At 64.4% G+C, this 19,139-nt stretch carries 12 protein-coding genes; 3 read left to right on the plus strand and 9 right to left on the minus strand.

Annotation, left to right across the window (positions count from 1 at the left end):
- Window positions 1-18: 18 nt before the first annotated feature.
- Window positions 19-846: an MBL fold metallo-hydrolase gene (locus QUW25_RS07105; protein WP_289511518.1), complete on the minus strand. Its 828-nt coding sequence runs from the start codon at window positions 844-846 to the stop codon at window positions 19-21.
- 273 nt (window positions 847-1,119) lie between these two features.
- Between QUW25_RS07105 and QUW25_RS07110 the strand changes: the two genes are divergently transcribed.
- Window positions 1,120-1,872 (plus strand): MurR/RpiR family transcriptional regulator, encoded by a 753-nt coding sequence (locus QUW25_RS07110; protein WP_289511519.1) that lies wholly within the window; start codon window positions 1,120-1,122, stop codon window positions 1,870-1,872.
- Between the two features lie 72 nt (window positions 1,873-1,944).
- A complete protein-coding gene (locus QUW25_RS07115; RefSeq protein WP_289511520.1) occupies window positions 1,945-2,202 on the plus strand; it encodes a hypothetical protein in 258 nt (85 codons plus the stop codon).
- 257 nt (window positions 2,203-2,459) lie between these two features.
- Here QUW25_RS07115 and QUW25_RS07120 read toward each other — a convergent pair whose 3' ends face one another.
- The 6 genes from QUW25_RS07120 to QUW25_RS07145 form a co-directional block, all read right to left on the minus strand.
- Window positions 2,460-8,192, minus strand: a complete 5,733-nt coding sequence (locus tag QUW25_RS07120; RefSeq protein WP_289511521.1) for an InlB B-repeat-containing protein — start codon at window positions 8,190-8,192, stop codon at window positions 2,460-2,462.
- A 45-nt stretch (window positions 8,193-8,237) separates the two neighbouring features.
- The gene (locus QUW25_RS07125) at window positions 8,238-10,367 is read right to left on the minus strand and encodes a hypothetical protein (protein ID WP_289511522.1); all 2,130 of its coding nucleotides are present in this window, start codon (window positions 10,365-10,367) and stop codon (window positions 8,238-8,240) included.
- 133 nt (window positions 10,368-10,500) lie between these two features.
- A complete protein-coding gene (locus QUW25_RS07130; RefSeq protein ID WP_289511523.1) occupies window positions 10,501-11,694 on the minus strand; it encodes a helix-turn-helix domain-containing protein in 1,194 nt (397 codons plus the stop codon).
- Window positions 11,695-12,601: 907 nt separating this feature from the next.
- On the minus strand, window positions 12,602-13,186 hold the full coding sequence (locus QUW25_RS07135; RefSeq protein WP_289511524.1) for a class I SAM-dependent methyltransferase: 585 nt from the start codon (window positions 13,184-13,186) through the stop codon (window positions 12,602-12,604).
- A gap of 124 nt (window positions 13,187-13,310) precedes the next feature.
- On the minus strand, window positions 13,311-14,297 hold the full coding sequence (guaA, locus tag QUW25_RS07140; RefSeq protein ID WP_289511525.1) for a glutamine-hydrolyzing GMP synthase: 987 nt from the start codon (window positions 14,295-14,297) through the stop codon (window positions 13,311-13,313).
- A gap of 40 nt (window positions 14,298-14,337) precedes the next feature.
- Window positions 14,338-15,015 (minus strand): class I SAM-dependent methyltransferase, encoded by a 678-nt coding sequence (locus QUW25_RS07145; RefSeq protein WP_289511526.1) that lies wholly within the window; start codon window positions 15,013-15,015, stop codon window positions 14,338-14,340.
- Window positions 15,016-15,096: 81 nt separating this feature from the next.
- Between QUW25_RS07145 and QUW25_RS07150 the strand changes: the two genes are divergently transcribed.
- Window positions 15,097-15,774, plus strand: coding sequence for a YoaK family protein (locus QUW25_RS07150; protein WP_289511527.1), 678 nt, complete (start codon window positions 15,097-15,099; stop codon window positions 15,772-15,774).
- A gap of 27 nt (window positions 15,775-15,801) precedes the next feature.
- On the opposite strand, the gene QUW25_RS07155 is transcribed toward QUW25_RS07150, so the two are convergent.
- Both QUW25_RS07155 and QUW25_RS07160 read right to left on the minus strand, forming a co-directional pair.
- The gene (locus QUW25_RS07155; protein ID WP_289511528.1) at window positions 15,802-16,857 is read right to left on the minus strand and encodes a DNA/RNA non-specific endonuclease; all 1,056 of its coding nucleotides are present in this window, start codon (window positions 16,855-16,857) and stop codon (window positions 15,802-15,804) included.
- A 79-nt stretch (window positions 16,858-16,936) separates the two neighbouring features.
- The gene (locus QUW25_RS07160) at window positions 16,937-19,093 is read right to left on the minus strand and encodes a Tex family protein (protein WP_289511529.1); all 2,157 of its coding nucleotides are present in this window, start codon (window positions 19,091-19,093) and stop codon (window positions 16,937-16,939) included.
- Window positions 19,094-19,139 lie beyond the last annotated feature (46 nt).

Consider the following 19,139-nt stretch of genomic DNA (forward strand, 5'->3'; position numbering starts at 1 on the left):
GTACCCGTCTGATGCCCGCTAGCGAATGCGGTCCGGAAGATAGAGCAGGTTGCCCTCGCGGCCGTCCACACGGCGGCCCGTTGCGGGGTCCGTCTTGCCGGCGCGCAGACAGGGGGCGCCGTTGTGCTCGGTCGGCTCCGCGGCGTCCTTGCCGGCGAGCACGAGGTCGCAGAGCTCCAGGTTGTCCTCGAGGACGCGCTTGGTGGAGACGCAGGTCCCGTGCTGGCGCAGCACGATGGCGTAGCGGTCCTCGTACCCCTTGAGGTGCAGGAGGCTCTCGCGGTAGCGCTCGACGGTCGTGGAGTGCGGCAGCATGATGAGCGTGCCCACGCCGCAGGCGTCGCCAAAGAGGGCGATGCCCTCCTCCACCACGAGCGGCACCATCGTTCCCGGGGTGTGACCCGGGACCGCGATCATCTCAACGTGAACGTCGCCCAGGTCAAAGACGTCGCCCTCCGCCAGGGGGCGCATGACGCTCACGTCAACCGGGGCGTAGTCCTCGGGCACCACGTCCCTGAAGTCCGAGTGGGCGCTCGCATCGATCTTTGCGTGGCGGCGCTCGAGCGAGCAGAACTCCTCGTAGATGTCGTTGTCGAGCGGGCTCATGAAGCAGCTCTCAAACTCGGACGCGCCGGCGGCGTGGTCGATGTGGCCGTGTGTGAGCGCCACGTCATAGGGCTTCTCGCCCAGTAGGCCCTCAACGTAGCCGCGCAGGTCGCCCACGCCGTAGCCTGTGTCGATGAGCAGGGCTCGCCCGGAGCCCTCCACGAGGTACATGCAGACGTCACCGTTTCCGCAGATGCGGCGAACGTGTCCCGAAATCGCCTCGGTGTAAAAGTGGACCATGGCTTCTCCCAACGTCTCTTGGCTGTGGAGCTTTCCTCATCGCCATAGTACGAAGTATGAATGGAGCATCCATCCATTCATCGGTAAACGGTAATTTCATTCATTCAACCGCCTGCCGACGCTTTGGCTCAACGTCTGTACAACACCATGCTTTAACGTGGGTTTTGCTGTATGGTGTGCGGTGTGAGCAGAGTTTCTGAATGGAATTTTCAGATTTTGGTGTTATCGGTGAACGGCTCATTCATTCACCAACCGAGAAGAACGAGGTCCCCCATGGATGCCCTGTCCCTCATCGAGCTGCACAAGGACAGCTACACGGCACGAGAGCTCGAGGTGTACGAGGCCGTCAAGGCCAACCCCGAGTCCGTTTTGGGCAGCAATGCCACGCAGTTCTCGGAGGCTTACGGCTTTTCTCAGAGCGCGGTGAGCCGCTTTTGCAAGCGCGCGGGCTTTGAGGGGTACGGAGACTTTAGGATGGCCATGCACCAAGCCGTCTACCAGCGCGGGCTCGACCAGTCATCGGAGCGCGAGGGCAACTTCTCGAGCGATATCTTTCGGCTCTGCTCGCTCTTGGAAGAGACGGTGGACCACGGGGAGGTCGACCGCCTTGTGCGGAGGATCTGCTCATCCAGGCGCACGTACCTGCTGGGAATGGGTGCGAGCAGCATCTCTGCCCGGGCGCTCGCCCTTGGCCTGACGCTCAGGTCCGTTCCGTCAACGTTTGTTGAGACGGGCTGGGAGGAGGAGTCGCTCCACTGCGTGGACAACGAGGACACGTATGTGGTTTTCTCGGCAAAGAACCCCTCGTTTAGGGGGTTTCTTGCCACCGCGAGCGGTCTTAAGCCCGAGATGCGCCCGCATATCACCCTCGTGAGCCTCACCGACCGCCACCCGCTCAGGGACCTAGTGGACCAAAACATCGTGCTGCCCCACAACGCCGCAGCTGGCGGCGGCTATCTCGACTCCTTTGTGTCCTCGACCCTCTTTGCCGAGCTTCTGGCAAGCCTCGTCGGCCGAAACATATAGGAGCCGCCTATCTTGGCGCAACATCTGCGGCGTATACTTGATGATATCGTTCTCACTTACCGGGAGGTTCCCATGGACATCGTGTCCATCGTGCTTGGGGTGCTCGCGCTCGCCACGGCATTTGCGCCGTTTATCTGGCTGCAGCTCATCGGAGGATGCGCGGGCATCGCGGGCATCGTGCTCGCACAGCGCGCCAAGAAGGCAGACTATCGCAAGAGCCTCACCACGGCCATCGGCATGCTCTGCTCCATCACGGGCACGCTGCTGTGCTTCATTGCTCCGGTTCTCTCGCTGATCAGCAACATCCTCCTCTTCTTCATGACCCGCTAGCAGCAAAAAGGGGACGGGTTATTTCTCTCAGAGTTTTTGGGACAGGTCCCCGGCAGAGGCGATGGCAAGGGCGGCAGGGTAGGTTGACAAAGGTGATGACAAAGGTGACAGGGTAGATTGTCACCATCAGTAAGATGGTGACAATCTACCCTGTCACCTTTGTCATCACCTTTGTCAACCTACCCTGCCGCCCTTGCCATCGCCTCTGCCGCCAACAACGGGGCCGCCGGGTCTACCACCCGGCGGCCCCCGTTGGGTTACGTCGCGGAGAGCCCGTACCAGGCAACGCCCTCGTCGCGCCAGCCGATCTTCATCAGCGCATCGCGCTCGTCAGCGTCGGACGTGTAGTGGTGGGTCGTGGTCTGCTCGTAGGGGTTGAAGAGACGGTAGAGCGGTCGCGCGCCCTCGTCCTTCTCGCCCGCGGAGTGCCAGGCAACGCCCTCCTGCTCCCAGCCCAGCTTTGCCAGGGCCTCGTACTCCTCGGCATCCATAGTGTAGTGGTGGTCGCCACCCTCGGCGTAGGGGTTGTAGAGGCGATAGACCTCGGCCCCCTCCCTGGGCGCAATCCAGCCCACGCCCTCGTCGGTCCAGCCGATGCCCACGAGAGAGGCTCGCTCGGCGGGGTCGCTCGTGTAGAAGTGCTCGCCGCTCCAGCGGTTGTAGAGCCGGTACATCACCTCGGAGTCCCTGGGCAGCGCGGGAATGACCTCACCCTCCTTCACGACCTCCTCGCACACGGAGCAGACCTGGTCGCCGGTGTATCCCTTGGATGTGGTCGTTGCCTCCTTGGCGCCCACGAGCTCGATTCTGTGGTCAGCCTTGACGATGGTCTCACCCTTCTCCAGAAGGGCGTCGCACTCGGAGCAGACCACGTCACCCGTGTAGCCCTCAGCGGAGCAGGTGGCCTCGCGCGCGCCCACGGTCACGGGTGTGTGCTCGACCCTCTCGATGGTCTCTCCGCGGCCAAGAAGCGCGCCGCACACGGAGCAGACCTTGTCGCCGGTATAGCCCTCGGAAGCGCAGGTGGCCTTGCGTGCTCCCTCCATCTTGGGCGTGTGACCCGTCGGCGCAATGTCGCCAAGCTCAAGGGTGTCCGAGAAGGACTTCCCTCCAAGCTCGACCGTCGCCGTATAGGTGGCAACGCCCTCGCCGGTGCATGTGGGGTCCTCGCTCGTCCTGGACGTCACCGTGGCGTCAACGGTCTGGACGTGGCTCGCGTCGTGCGCGCACGCAAACGTTGCCGTGGCGGAGGAGCCGTCCTCGGACCACTCCCACGTGGGCTCGCCCCACTCGTGATCAATGGCGGGGATGACGTCCCCGTCGCGCTTGTCGGTAAAGCGCGCGCCCTCAAAGCTCACGGCAGCCGTGACGACCATGCGGCCGTCGTCGGTGCAGGTGGCATCAGGCTCGGGAGCCGTGGTGACCGTAGCCTCCACGTCCCTCTTCTCGCCGCAGGCGCATGCAAAGTGCGCGGTGACGGCGGAGTTGTCCGTCTCCCAGGTCCAGCTGGGCGTGCCCCACTCATGCGAGTGAACCACGTTCTCAACGATCGTGGCCCCAATACTCACGGGTCCCGTCACCAGGTACGTCTCGCCCGGCGTAAACTCCTCGCCGTTCACCGTAAGGCCAACCAGGATGTAGCCCTCGTTCGGCACGGCGTTGATCGTGATGACGTCGCCGTAGCTCAGGGCGCCGCTGCCCGGGATGACAGCGCTCCCGCCGCGCTCGACGATGACGCGCCCGTTAGTCACGGTCGCCGGGACGCTCAGGTCGTACTGCTCGATCTTCCCAAAGTACGCGTCAACGGAGCTGTTGGCTACAAGCGTGAGCTCGTAGCTGTCTTCGGTGACCAGGCCCTCGTCCGCCGCAACAAACGTGGTGACGGTGCCCTTGGTCACGCCCCACTTGGTAAGGCGGCTGCCGTCGCCGGCAGCGGCGGCAAAGTCCACCTGCGTGTTGGGCACGAGCTTATCGCCGCTTGTGAGCTGCGCCCCGTTGGCCGCTGCGGTCAGCGTACCGCTGCCGGCAGCGTCCTCGGACACTGCGTCAAACTCAAGCGTGTAGAGCAGATCGGCCTCAAACGTGGCGCCCACGGTGAGACTGTCAAGGACCCGCAGCGTGACGCTGTCTGCGTCGTCCCCATAGTCCTCAAAGCTTTCGGTCCAGCCGATGAAGTTGTAGAAGTCGTCAGGCACCGCCGTGAAGGTCAGCTCGGTGCCGCGCGCAACGGTGATGGTGCCGCTGTCATCGGGGGCAAGTACGCTGTCGCCGCTCTTGACCTCGATCTGGCCGCCGTCTCCCACGCTGAGCGTCACCGTGCGCGAGACCGCCGGGTCGGTGATCGGCACAAAGACTGGCGTGACCTTGTGCTCGTTCTCATACGGATAGAAGGTGAGCTCGTTGCCAACGGCGTCAATCACGCTCGTGCCCAAGGACGAGGAGACGTGCCACTCCTTGAGGGCGTACCCGTCGGCGGGCGTGGCGACAAACTCGACCGCCCCGGAGACCTCTGCCCCGGAGGCATCGATCTTGTTGCCGGAGGTGGTGTGCGCCTCAACGGTTCCGGTGACGTTGCCGTTTGCGTCCTTGACCTCGTCCTCGTAGCTCACGACGCTCTTGTCGACCACCTTCTCGCTCGTGACCTCAATGGACGTGTCCTCGTACATGACGAAGTTGAACTGTCCGTCGGTCATGTTGACGGACTCCGGCTCCTCGCCCTCCTGGGTGAGCGTCACGCCCGTGATGGTGTACCCGTCCTTGGGAACAACGCTCACGTAGACGATGGTCTCCTCAGGGACCTTCTCGCCGCTCTGGATGTCAACGTTGCCCAGGTGAGAGGCCGTGAGCTCGACCTCGTCGTCATCATAGGCAAGGGTGAGCGCCTTCATGCCCTTGGGTGTCTTAATCGCGGCCTCGTTGGACCAGACGCTCTCCTTGTCTCCGCTCAGCGTGGTGACCACAAAGACGTAGTCGGTGTTGGACTTCAGGTTCTCAACGCGGTACTCGCACGTCTCCTTGGACAGCGGATCGCCGTTGAGCTTCCGGTACGTCCCGTCCTCATTGCGCATGTACACATTGTATCCGTCAACGGTGGAGCGGCCGTCAACCGAGGGGTCGACCCAGCTGAGATCGACGCTCGTCTCGTCCGCCTGGCGCGCCTCGAGCTCGCTCACCGCTGGCGGGGGCGCTGAGATGTTTGAGACGTTGTAGCCAATGACCAGGGCTTTTATGCCCGCAACGCCCAGATCAACCTCCTTCTTGCCCAGGTTCCAGGTAAAGCCGTAGGAGCGCGTGACGCTCTCGGGGATGCCGTACTCCTCAAGCAGGTACTTCCAGTCGAGGTCCTGGACCGTGCCGCTCGTCTCGGTCTCGCTCGAGGTGGTCTTTGAGGTGCTGTTTCCCTTCATCTCCTCGAGGCTGTAGTTGACGCCGGCCATCACGGAGAACATCCCCATGTTGAAGCCCGTCGTCGCGGAGATCTCAAACGAGAAGCCCGTCTCCTGCTCGATGGTCTCGGTCGTTGCCTGGCCGGTCGAGCTCGCGCTCGACGTCTCGCCACCGTTGTAGCCGAGCTGGTAGGTGTTGTTGCTCACCTGGTCGAGCGGGGTCCCGTAGCCCCAGGGGTTGCCCTCCTGGCCCAGGTAGCCGAGGTCGAGCTTCTTCATGGCGGTGAACGTGTCGTCCGTATCCGCCGTCTCCTCCGCCATCATGGCGTTGTAGACGTCAACGAAGTTGTTGTAGTCGTCCACGGACATCTGCACATAGGTGGGTGTCTTGGGCACCGAGATGGTGAGACCCGCCTCCTCGAGGTCGACCCACTGCGTGCCGTCCTCGCTCATGAGCTGATAGTTGTAGTTGAAGACGGGCGTGCGGTAGAGCACCACGCTGTCATAGGCCTTGGCGGTGAAGCTGTCCGTGACGGAGCGCGTGAGCGTGTTCTCGAAGCTCCGGGTCCAGCTGTTGGCGTAACCCGCCTCGACCTCCACGTTGACGGCGGGGGTCTCCACGCCAAAGGCGCCGCCGATGCTGTAGGACTTGCTCTCGGAGGTGCCCTCCGTGTACTCGTAGGTGCGCGTGAAGGCGTAGGTGGTGGCGCCGGCGTCGTTGCCAATGTCGATCTCGTCGAAGTAGGGCGCCATCTGGAGCACCGTGAGCACCTGCGGGTCGGCGTAGACGTAGGACTTGCCCGCGTAGCGCGCCATCGCGCCGTCCTTGTCGCGGTCCATGGGCGTGATGACGAGGTTGGTGCGGTGACCGCCGCCCGTGTTGGAGATGATGAAATCGCTCGTGACGTCGAAGAAGCGCGTCTGATCCGTGCCGCCCTGGCTTCCCACGGGTCCGCCCTCGCCGTCGTAGTTGGCGCCGCCGATCATGCCGAGGCGGTAGTAGTAGTCGTTCTTGCTCCGGTCCTTCATGACGATCACGTACATGACCTGCTCGTAGCCCCACTCGTTGCCGTCGAAGTTCCCGGCCACGACGGACTGCACGTAGTGCTCGTCGACTATCTGACTGCCCACCCCGTCATCGTCCTTGTTGAACACGCCGGGGGTGTGCAGGCGCTCCGGCGTCGACGTGCTCAGGTCGAAGAGCGCACCGCCCATGAAGACGTACTCCGCGGCGGCTGCGCCGTTCATGGCCACGCACTCAACGTCCATCGGGGAACGGCGCTTCTCGCCTCCCGTTCCGCCGGCGAACCACGCGTTGGAGCCCACCTCAGAGAGGGTGGTCGTGCCCGCCTCCCCTCCCGGGTCTGCGAACGTGCCGTCCTCGCGGGCGTTCAGCGTGATGATGACCCAGCTCTCGCCATCAAGATCCCATTGGTGTTCCACGTCCACGTCGTAGGAGTTCGACTTGGACGTGATGATATTCTTGGTCCCCGCGACCACGATCTCGTCCACGCCGTCCCCGTCAACGTCACCGGCGGCGATGCCCGGGGCGGCGGGTGCGGTTAGCTTGTACTTCAGCCCGTCACGATCCTCGCGCCTGAGCTGGCAGAAGCCGCTCTTTTGGTTGTCGAAGACCACGCCGCCATCGCTTGCGCCATAGGCAACGTTCAGCATCGGGAAGTAATAGGCGCAGTCCCAGCTTACGCCCCTCGCTCCGCCGTTCAGGTAGGACACGACGGCGAGGTCGTCGATGCCGTCACCGTTGAAGTCTCCGGTGGCGAGGTCGGCGGACATCTTGTCTTGCTCATAGCCATTGTTGTCATCGAGATCCTGACCGTGGTTCTCCTCCACGTACTTCCAGTGCAGGAGGGACTTGTCCCGCTCGCTCATGCAAGAGATCGTGTTCGAGCCCGCATCGTAGGAGAGCTGCGCCAGACCATACGTGTCGTCGTTGGTCAGCACGTGCGCCACGAGCGTCTCGTGTCCCGAGCCATCGTAGTCGCCAGCGGTGATGGCAAGGTAGTTTCCACCGGTCCATGCTTCGACCCCGCTCAGCCAGCCGGCGTTGTCCTCAAAGCGGTACGTGGCACTCTCGTTGTCCCGCGTGGTATCGACAACCACGATGACGATATCGTCCTCGCCGTTTGCGTCATGGCCGATGTAGGCAACGTGGTCTTTGCGTCCGCTGCCCGTGGGGTCAAAGGCCACCGACTCGACGTGGAACAGCTCCTTGAGCACGTTCGGCGCACTGCTGCCGTAGAGCCCCGCGCTCTCAAAACCGTTCGTGTCGCCATTGACCTCGAGATAAAGGCCGCTGTCCAGCCGCGTGTCGTACCAGCCGAGGTCAACGTCGTTGCCGTTGTCCTTGTTGCGGTACACCATGAGCTCGCTCTCGGTGTTCAGCAGGAACGGCTGGTCTTTGGGCTGTCCGTACGGGTTCTCCTCGCTGTTCTCGTCAAAGCCGGCGGGCTTCACCGAGTCCATCTCAAGGATGGTGTCAAACTGATTGCCCCCATCAGCCGCCAGGGCAGGAACCGCCGCAAACGGAAGCGAGGAGAGCGCGAGGGTCGCGCTCAGCGCAGCGGACACGATTCGTTTGCGCATTGCTTCCTCCTTTGTCTTGTTTCTCTCTCGTCTTGGGTCGAACGGTTACTTGCCCTCGGGCGCCTCAACGCCATACCAGGCGATGCCCTCGTGGCGCCAGCCGAGGTCGACCAGGGCGTCGTTCTCCTCGCGACTGGTGGTGTAGTTGTGGGTGCCGGTCTGCGCGTACGGGTTGAACTGGCGCAGGATGGCAACGACGTTGTCGTCGAGCTCGTCGGCAGAGCGCCAGCAGACGCCCTCCTTCTCCCAGCCGAGCCCGCCGAGCGCGTCGTACTCCTCCGCGCTCATGGTGTAGTGGTGGTCGCCCGTCTCGGAGTAGGGGTTGTAGAGGCGGTAGACCTCGGCGCCCTCGGTCGGCGCATACCAGCCGATGCCCTCCGGGGTCCAGCCGACGGTCACCAGGACGTCACGCTCCTCGGCGCTGCCCGTGTAGAAGTGCTCGCCGGTCCAGCGGTTGTAGAGTCGATACATTGCCTCAACGCCCACCGGGAGAGCGGGGATGACCTCGCCCCTCTGGATGAGCTCGTCGCAGACGGAGCAGACGACGTCTCCGGTGTAGCCCACGGAGCTGGTGGTTGCCTCCTCGGCGCCCACGAGCTTGGGAGTGTGGGCGAGCTTGGGCGTGGCCTTGCCCTTCTCCACAAGGGCATCGCAGACGGAGCAGACCTCGTCGCCCGTGTAGCCCTCGGAGCTGCACGTGGCATCCTTGGCGCCCATGGTCTTGGGAGTGTGGGCGAGCTTGGGCGTGGCCGTGCCCTCCTCGACAAGCGCACCGCAGACGGAGCAGACCTCGTCGCCGGTAAAGCCCTCGGAGGTGCAGGTGGCGTCACGTGCGCCCTTGACCTCGGGCGTGTGCGGGAGCACGTCGACGTCCGCGAGCTCCGTGGTGGTTGTGTAGGAGGTGCCCTCAAAGGTCAGCTCGGCGGTGTAGACGGTCGTGCCCTTCTCGGTGCAGGTGGGCGCCTTGCCGGCGGCTGAGCTCACCTCGGTGTACATGACCTTGAGGTGGGTGCCGTCGTTCTTGCAGGAGAAGGCAGCCGCACAGACGCCCCCGCCCTCGTACCACTGCCAGGTGGGCTCTCCCCACACGTGATTGGAGAGGTCGAGCTCGCCATACTCCTCGCCGCAGTACTCGCAGACGGCACGTGCGGTGCAGGTGGCGGGGTCACCGGAGTGGACGTGGCGAAGAATGCGCACGTAGGCGGCATTGCTCAGACCGTGGTAGCTGTTGAGCGTGACGGCGCTGGCAAACGGGGACCTCTGGGTGCCGTCCGCGCTCGCGTAGTGGGTGGCCTCGGCCTCGGAGGCGCCGGTCCACAGGTCGACCTTCTCGCCGGCAACGGGCTCGATGGAGACACCCCTCTCGCCAAAGACGCCGCCCCGGGCCGTGACGACGGAGTCACCGGTGACCGAGATGGTTCCGCCCCCGGAGCGCAGGCTGTTGGGCTTGGACTCCGTGGTCACCGTAGCGTCCGAGAAGTCAATGTCGCCGTCCACGTTCACCGCAACGGACATGCTGCTGGCACTGAGCGTGGCGTCCGTCACCGAGAGGTCCTTCTCGGCAACCAGACCATAGGCTCCCGATCCGTCTGCGGTGAGAGAGCTTTCCTCGAAAAGGGAGATGCTCTGGTCAGTTTTGACGGAGGTGCCCGCGGAGGTCAGGCTGACCTGCGCTCCCCCGCCCACCTCAAGCGAAAGGCCCTCGAGCACGATGCCCGAGTGCTCGGTAGACGTCAGGCTGAGCACAACGTCGTCAATGGAGAGCACGGCAGGAGCGGTGGTGTCATCCACCTGCAGGGCGTCCGAGCCGGACTCGACAACAAGGCTTGCGCCCTCGTCTCCGGCAATGGCCACGGAGCCCTTCTCCACGCCGTTGCCGTAGATGCCGCGCTGCGAGGAGGTGATCTTGTTGGTGCCTGTCAGCTCGATGTTCAGCGGGCCCGTGAACCGGATTCCGTCGCCGCTTCCAGCATCGATGGTGGCGTTGTCGAGCGTGAGGGTGTTAGTGGTGGCGTCGTAGCTCGCCGCGCCCTCGCCGCACGTCAGAGAGCCCTGGGCGGAGAGCATGTCGGTGCCGAGTATCCGCAGCTCCGTCACGCTCTCCGCCGATGCCACGGAAGGCATCAGCGCCAACACACATGCAGACGCAACGAACGCCACAAATCTCTTCTTCATACGCCCCACTCTCCTTTTCTGGAATGCCCGTGCGGCATGAGACAGCGTCTCCTCAATTTTCACTTGAGCGAGAGGCGCTGCCATCACCCGTCTGAGTGGGGAAAATGGGTATTGTGCTGCGTGCGTGGGCCGCCTATGAAAGCATGAATCGGCTCAGGTCCTGACGGCGCGCGATGCCGAGCTTTTGCAGCGAGCTGGAGATGTAGCTCTTCACGGTGTTCACCGAGACGCCCATATGCTGTGCGATCTCCTGGTTGGTCCAGCCGCGCACGGCCAACATGGACGCGGCAAACTCCGTGGTGGTGAGGTCGTCCGCCACGGCGGCACCGGTTGCGGGGTTGTGGATGCGCCGCCAGCCCGCGGAGAAGCGATACGTGATCGCGATGATGCGCTTGAAGTCCTCGGGCCAGGTGGGCTTGATCGCCGCCTCGAGCATGCCGCCCAAAAGGCCGTGATGCTCGCCAAAGGCCTCGATGAGGTCATCTGGGAGGGCGAGCTCCCACGCGGCGAGCAGGTGACGGCGGGCGTCATCCGTGCGGCGCAGGCTCATGAGATCCATCACGGCAATAAGGTGCAGGTAGATGCTGGGAATGGGATAGACCTCATCCTGCACCATAAGGGACGTCTCGGCAATGCCCAGACTCAGGGAGTAGTCACCCTTGAGGTAGACGGCGTGGGCACGAACATAGCACGCAAAGGCACGCAGCCCCGGCGGAAGGAGCGGGAGCATCTCATGCGCGTCAGGCAGGTTATCAGGCGCAGGGAGGTGCAGGAGCACGCTTGCCGCTTGGGCGATGAACGCCTCGGCGACGCGGAGCTGCGGGTTCTCCTCGGAAGCGGCGGCAAGAACGCCGCGCGCTCCCTCGAGGGAACTTCTTGCCAGGTCAATGCGGCCCAGGGGCAGGTTCGCATAGGCACAGATGAGGCAGGCGGAGAGGCGCGTGTCAAGGTCATCGCTTCCGAGATGTTGCTCGGCAAGCGCAAGCGCCTCCTCGGGATGGCCGCCAAAGTAGGCAAGCTCGGCACGCGCGATGTCTCGGCGCGGACCTTCCTCAAGGGACTCCACAAACTCGCGGCAGTGGCCAGGCGCAAAGGCGGTGTTCATGAGAGGCATAAGGTTGGCGTGGTCGCCCGAGATGCGGCGCGGGCGCAGTGCGGGATGCTGCGTCAGACAGGCACGACGCGGGTCAGACGGCTTGAGGGCAGAGACCGGAATTCGCCACGAACCGCCGAACTTCTCGGCACCACTAATGCGACTCTGGGCACACAGCTTCTGAACAAGACGCTCGGAGATGCCCCAGCGACGGGCCGCATCCCGTACGGTCATGAATTCCAAACTGCACCCCCGCCCTCCTCCTCAGCTCTCATAGCATAACCTCATGCAATGGGAAAGCGTTCGGGATTTCGAACACTTTATTTACGGGAGGGGGGCTTTGAGGACAACTTCCGGCAGGGGTGACAAAAGTGACAGGGTAGATTGTCATCATCCGTATCCTCTGCCAGAGCCGAAATGGTGCCCAGCGGCAGTGACGGGAGCGCGAGAAGCGCACTCTGCGCCGCGGCCGTAATGCGTCAAGGCGTGTGCATGGGGTCGCGCTCGCATGAGAAAGCGGATGCCGCTTACGCCTTCGCCGTCAATCGTAGCGTTCTGAAGGGTCAGTGTGTTGGTCTGTGCATCGTAGCTGGCAGCTCCCTCGCCTCAGGCCACAGAAGACGTGACAAGCGGGTCCGTGCCAAGGACGCTCAGCGTGACTGCGCCCTCAGCAGGCACCGGTGCGGGCGAGAGCAGCGTCACGCAAATACGGACGCAGCGAGTTTATTGCCCCTTCTTCTCATATGCGCTATCTCCTTACGCGGCGGTTCAGTTACAGAAGTCATTAATTGGTAGGAGAGGTGGGAGGAATGGGAGGTTTTGAGGCGCATCCTTCTTACCATCACTCCATTGGAAACCTAGCAGGTAGTGGTTGTTTGACAAATTTGTGCGTAATTTGATTTATTCATTACTTTGTCAAACTTCCACTACCTGCTAGGTTTGGAGCTGAAGGCGTGACGCATGGGCTCGCGCCGCAAGCGGCCGCCTACGTAGCCCCCCGGAAATTAACGCGGTTTGGGTTCCTGAAAATGGTCATCTTATCAACAAAAGCCCAGTTGATGCTATTTCTTCAGGAACCCAAACCGCGTTAATTTCCGGAGCAAGGGTAAAAGAAGCTGGCCCAACGCTACATTCTCGCCACTCAAGGCTGGAATCGGCGGATGGTGAAGTGCTGCGGGCAGTCTCCCTCCTCGCCCGGCAGCTCAAGGAAGCCCTCTCGTAGCGTGACCCAGCGCGTGCGCCCAGCGTAGGCAACCCACTCGCCGTTGTCGGACATGTGCACGAGCGTCGTGGGCCCCGTGGCCTCGCGCTCCAATTTGTCGAGAAAAGCCACGAGCACCGGTGTGTCAAAGGGGTTGAAGAGGTAGATGTGCGTGTATCCGGTAAGCGGCAGGTCGAGCACGCTGCCTGAGATCACGTTCGCTTGCTTGTAGCGCATGGACCACGCGACCGCCTCCGCAGCGAGGTCGGCGTCCAGCTCAACGCCCGTGACGAATCCCGGCAGGCCCGAGCCCACAAAGTACGCGAGCACACGACCAGCCCCACAGCCCACGTCAAGCAGGTGCGATCCCGCGTCAAAATCCAGCCCGCCGAGAAGGTCCTCGAGCACGGAATACGGCGTCGCCGTTGGGTCGTGCGCGCCCTTTGCGGCGTGACGGGTCTTCTCGGCTCGCCCGAGCGGACGACCAGCAATGGCAAGGTCCCGAAGGGCATCAACGTCAAGCATAGTGTTCGAGCTCCTTAACTGGACGGCTTTTCGCTGGAGCACAGATCAAAGAGGAACGCGAGAAAAGCGGAGCCGCAGGATCCCCGCGACTCCGCTCCAGCTCACAAGTAATTGATTAAATTTTTTATTCCCACTCGATCGTTCCGACGGGCTTTGGAGTGAGGTCGTACGTCACGCGGCAGATGCCCGGCACCTCGGCGAGGATGCGGTCGGTGATCTTCTTGAGCAGCGCCCAGTCGAGCTCGGGCACCGTGGCGGTCATGGCGTCGACGGTGTTGACGGCGCGGATGATGGCAGGCCAGTCGTAGGCGCGCTTGCCGTCGCGAACGCCGGTGGCGCGCATGTCGGGCACCACGACGAAGTACTGCCAGACCTTGCCGGCAAGGCCCGCCTCGGCAAACTCCTCGCGCAGGATGGCGTCGGCCTCGCGCAGCGCCTCCAGGCGGTCGCGGGTGATGGCGCCGAGGCAGCGCACGCCCAGGCCCGGGCCCGGGAACGGCTGCCGCTCGACCATGCCCTCGGGCAGCCCGAGCGCGCGGCCCACCACGCGAACCTCGTCCTTGAAGAGCAGGCGCACGGGCTCCACGAGCTCAAACTGCAGGTCGTCGGGCAGGCCGCCCACGTTGTGGTGTGCCTTCACGCCGTCGGACTCAACGATGTCCGGGTAGATGGTGCCCTGAGCCAGGAAGTCCACGTCGTCGGCCACCTTACGGGCCTCCTCCTCAAAGACGCGGATGAACTCGGCGCCGATGATCTTGCGCTTGCGCTCGGGCTCGGCCACGCCGGCAAGCAGGTCGAGGAAGCGGTCGGTGGCGTCAACGTAGACGAGGTTGGCGTCCATCTGGTTCTTGAAAACGTCAACGACCTGCTCGGACTCGCCCTTGCGCATGAGGCCGTGGTTCACGTGCACGCAGATGAGCTGCTTGCCGATGGCCTTGATGAGAAGCGCGGCAACCACAGAGGAGTCAACGCCGCCGGAAAGGGCAAGAAGGACCTTCTTGTCGCCAACCTGCGCGCGGACAGCATCAACCTGCTCGTCGATGAAGGCCTGCGCGAGCTCGGGGGTGGTGATGCGCTCCATGTTGTCTGGGCGCTTGTTGGGAAGGTCCATGCCAGCTCCTTTGTTCGGGGACTTTCAGCCACCCACAATTCTACCGTGTGCGCGGCGGCACAACGATGACGTCGTAGCGAACGGCCTTGCCGGAAAGCTGGTGGCTCGGCCTCGCGCCCGCGAGCAGCGGGCCCTTGGGCGGTCGCTTGATCACCACCTTGCGCGGGCGCGCGGCCAGCGCCGCCCCCAGAAGCTCCGCCTCGTCATCGCACGGCCGCTCCAGGCGATGTAGCAGCTGAAACTTCTTCTTCACCGCCGCGCTCTTGGTGCGCTCGGGAAACATGGGGTCGAGAAAGACCACGTCGGGCGCGGGCCCGCTCGCGGCCAGCCCACGCAGGCCGGCGATGGAATCGCCCTGCACAAGCTCCATGCGCGCCACGATCGGCGCCAGCTCCGGCACGGCCGTCGCCCGCCCGAGCGCATCTTGCAGCAGCGCCGCAATCACCGGGTCCTTCTCGTACATGACTACCGAGAATCCCGCGGCCGCCAGGAGCAGCGAGTCCTCCCCCAGCCCGGCCGTTGCGTCAACCGCCACCGGCGCCTCCACGCCGCGCACCCGCGCCGCGCGCACGAGCAGCTCGCGGCCCAGACGGTCCGGGCGCAGGCGAGGCAAGAGCCGCGTGAAGTCCGCGCGCAGCACCATGCCGTCCCCCACAAGGGCGAGGCCCTCGTCGTCGCGCCGCAGCTCGACGCCGCCGTCTTGAGTCGCTTCCGTCAAAGTCACCACCCCCTCTCGCACGGCGTCGCCACTTTGTTCTAGCATGACACGCAACCCACGGCGAGTCGAGCAGGAGGACGCATGGAACAGGTACAGACGGCGAGAAAGACCAAGGTCCCCGTTCGGCTGGGCCTCACCGTGATCTGCGCGGGCGGCTTTATGGACGCGTACTCGTACCTGCTGCACGGCAAGGTCTTTGCCACGGGGCAGACGGGCAACATCGTGCTCCTGTGCATGAACCTTGCCGAGGGAGCGTGGCTGGGCGTCCTGCACTACCTCGCCTCGATCCTTGCCTTTGTCCTGGGCATCATGCTCTCGCGCCACGTGCTCGTGCGCGTTCACGGGCACGCCACGCACCGCATGCAGCGCTGGGTGGCCGTCTTTGAGGCGGTGGCGTTTGCGGGCATTGCGCTGATTCCGTTGAGCGCGCCCGACCTCCTGGTGAACAGCGCCATCTCGTTTTGCGCTGCCGTCTCCTACGAGAACTTCCGCCAGTTTGGCACCAAGTCCGCCTACGCGAGCGTCTTTTGCACCGGCAACCTGCGCTCCTTTGGAGAGACCCTCTACGACGGCATCTTCGAGAAGGACCGTCACGAGCTGCATCGCTCCGCCCGCTACGCGGCGTTGGTCATCTCGTTTTGCGTGGGCGCCGTGGCGTGCAAGTTCCTCATCGGCCTCGTGGGTCAGTACGCCTGCCTGGCGATAAGCGCGCTGTTCCTGCTCTCGCTGCTCTTCATCTCAGACCCGCAGGCCTCCTAACCTGGCACTTGACACTAGCGTCAGGCATCACGGGTCGCAGCGCTTGCAGGGGTCGTAGCCCTGCGCGATGACCTCGTCGCGCGTGCCCGTGAACTCCAGCTTGTTTTTCTCGCTCATCTGGTCGACGGACGAGCACTCGGGATAGTGGAACTTCCTTGTGTTGAGGTTGAGGATGTAGGTGGTCCCCGGAGAGGCCTCGGGCGGCACGACAACGGGCGCCTCCGGAGCGGCCGGCTCCTCCGAGGTCTCCTGCTCGGCCGACGGAGCCTCCTCTATGCGCTCGCTCTCCCCCGTTGCGTAGTCGATCTCTATCCCCGGCTGCACGTTGTAGCAGAAGACGTTGAACTTAACGCCCGCGCCGTTGTCCTCCATGGAGAGCGCCTCAAGGTGCACGCCGCGCGCCACCAGGTCGTTGCCAACGAACACGGGCGTGGCGCGGTACAGCACGTGGTTTCCCGTGCGCTCAACGTAGTCCGCCACCTCGTTCTCAAAGGACAGCATGCCCTCCACGTTGAGGTAGCGCGTCCCGGTTATGAGGTTGAGCTCGTTGGCGTTCTCGCCCGTGAGCTGGTAGCCAATGAGATGGCAGCGATTGTAGAGGTAGCGGCCGTCAATGAGGTCGTCGTAGCGGACGGTGTGCCAGCCCGAGGGCTTGATCATGCCAATGGAGCCGCGCTCCTCGGTGGGCATGGTCTCTGGGCCAACAAGGGCAATGGCGGTGCCGCAGCGCCCCAGCGAGTCGAGCGCCGAGTACGACTCCAGGGCCTCGGGGGCGTCTGCCGCGCTGAGCTCCGGGGCGTCGTCGGCGAGAATCACGTAGGGGCTGCCGGAGTACACGGGGACCTGGGAGGGATCGAAGGGCTCCGGGGCGGGGACGGGGTCTGCGGCGGGCTCGGGCTCTGGCGCAGGCTCTGCCGCCGGCTCTGGCGCAGGCTCCTCCTCCGGTTCCGACTCCTCCTCCGGCTCAGCGCTCTGGACGACGCTCGGGGCGTCCCCCGTCGGCGAGGCCGCCTCCCGCGGCTCCGAAGCGCAGCCAACCACGAGCGCCACCGACAGGAGCAGCGCAGCAAGGAGTGCTCTCACGCGAGAAGTCCGCATTTCTCGGCCTTTCATGATGACAATTTACCCTGACACCATTGTCATCACCATTGTCAACAAGCGGCTAGCTGTCTTCCACCATGGTGAGGGAAATCTTTCCGCGGTCTCGGTCAACGCGCTCAACCCAGACCTTTACCGTGTCGCCGGCAGCCACCACGTCGCTCGGATGCTTGACAAAGCGCTTGGCCATCTTTGAGATGTGCACGAGGCCGTCCTGGTGCACGCCAATGTCCACGAAGGCGCCGAAGTCCACCACGTTGCGCACGGTGCCCGTGAGCTCCATGCCGGGCTGGAGGTCGTCGATCGAGAGGGCCGCACGGCTGAAGACGGGCTCCGGGGCGTCGTCGCGCGGGTCGCGCCCGGGCTTCTTGAGCTCGGCGATGATGTCGAAGAGCGTGAGGTAGCCGCAGTCCAGCTCGCCCGCGAGCGAGGCCACGCTGCCCAGGCGCTTCTCGATGTCGGGCACGCCGCCGCGCGTGAGCTCGTCTGCACCCACGCCCGCGCGCTCGAGCAGCGCCGTGGCCACCGCGTAGCTCTCGGGGTGCACGGCCGTGGCGTCGAGCGGGTTTGCGCCACCCGCAATGCGGAGGAACCCCGCGCACTGCTCAAAGGCCTTGGGCCCGAGCTTGGGGACGTCCATGAGCTGCCGGCGGTCGGTGAAGGCGCCATGCTCTTCTCGGTACGCCACGATATTGCGCGCCACGGCGGACGTGATGCCAGAGACGTAGCCCAGAAGGCTCGCACTTGCGGTGTTTGCGTCCACGCCCACGCGGTTGACCACGTCCTCCACCACGTAGCCCAGGGTGCGCGCGAGCTCCGTCTGGTCAAGGTCATGCTGGTACTGCCCAACGCCGATGGACTGGGGCGGAATCTTCACCAGCTCGGCAAGCGGGTCCTGCAGGCGGCGGCCCAGGCTCATGGCGCCGCGCGTGGTGACGTCGAGGTCCGGGTACTCCTGGCTCGCGAGCTCGGAGGCCGAGTAGACCGAGGCGCCCGCCTCGTTGACGATGGTGTAGCGCAGGTCCGGCGCGGACTCGGCGATGAACTCGGAGACCACCTCCTCGGTCTCGCGGCTGGCCGTGCCGTTGCCGATGACGATGGTGTTGATGTTATAGCGGCTCACCAGGCGCGCGAGCTCGCCCTTGGTGCCTGCGACGTCGCGTCGCGGCACCGTGGGATAGACCACGCCGTGGTCGAGCAGCTTGCCCGTCTCGTCCAGCACGGCCACCTTGCAGCCGGTGCGATAGCCCGGGTCGAGCGAGATGATGCGCGCGCCGCGCACCGGGCGGGCCGAGAGCAAGCTCTCAACGTTCTTGGCAAAGACCTTGATGGCGTCCGTCTGGGCGCGCACGGTGAGCTTGGCGCGGACCTCGCGCTCGAGCGAGGGCGCCATCAGGCGCTTGTAGCCGTCCGCGATGGCGGCGTCAAAGACGGGCGCAAAGACGCCCTGGCGGCGGGGCCAGCGCGCGGCGAGACGAGCCACGGCGGCCGCCTCGTCCACGCGGACGCGCACGCGGAGCTTCTCCTCGCGCTCGCCGCGGTCGATGGCCAGCACGCGGTGGTTGGGGATCTTGGAGGCGGGCTCGGAGAAGTCGTAGTAGGGCTCATAGGGGGTCTTCTCGTTGGCGTTTGTCGCCACGGAGACGATGTCCGCCGTTGCCTCCGTGAAGGCGCGCAGGTCGGCCACGTTCTCGGGATCCTCCGCCACAACCTCGGCCACGATGTCCGCCGCACCGGCGAGGACCTTCTCGGCCGTGTCAAAACCGGCATCAGCCGCCTCCGGCGTCACAAAGCGCGCCGCCTCGTCAAGCGCGGAGCCCTTGGCGGCCACCTGCATGAAGATCATGTTGGCAAGCGGCTCCAGGCCGGCCTCGCGCGCCTTCTGGGCGCGGGTCATGCGCTTCTTGCGGTAGGGCTTGTAGAGGTCCTCCACGCGCTGGAGCTGCGTGGCGGCGCGGATCTCTGCCTCGAGCTCGGGCGTGAGCTTGCCCTGGGCGTTGATGAGGAGAAGGACGTCCTCCTTGCGCTGCTCGAGGTTGCGCAGGTAGGAGAGGCGCTCGTCGAGGGCGCGCAGGGCAACGTCGTCCATGCCGCCCGTGGCCTCCTTGCGGTAGCGCGCGATGAAGGGGATGGTGTTGCCCTCGTCGATGAGCTTGACGGCGGCGTCGACGGCCTCCGGCTTGAGGTTGAGCTCTTCTGCGAGCGTGGCGATAAGATCCATGTGGTTGCAGCTCCCATTGTTGCGTGCGTGCAAGAGCCACCTAGCA

The organism is Thermophilibacter provencensis (genome assembly GCF_030372065.1).
Lineage (GTDB): Bacteria > Actinomycetota > Coriobacteriia > Coriobacteriales > Atopobiaceae > Thermophilibacter > Thermophilibacter provencensis_A.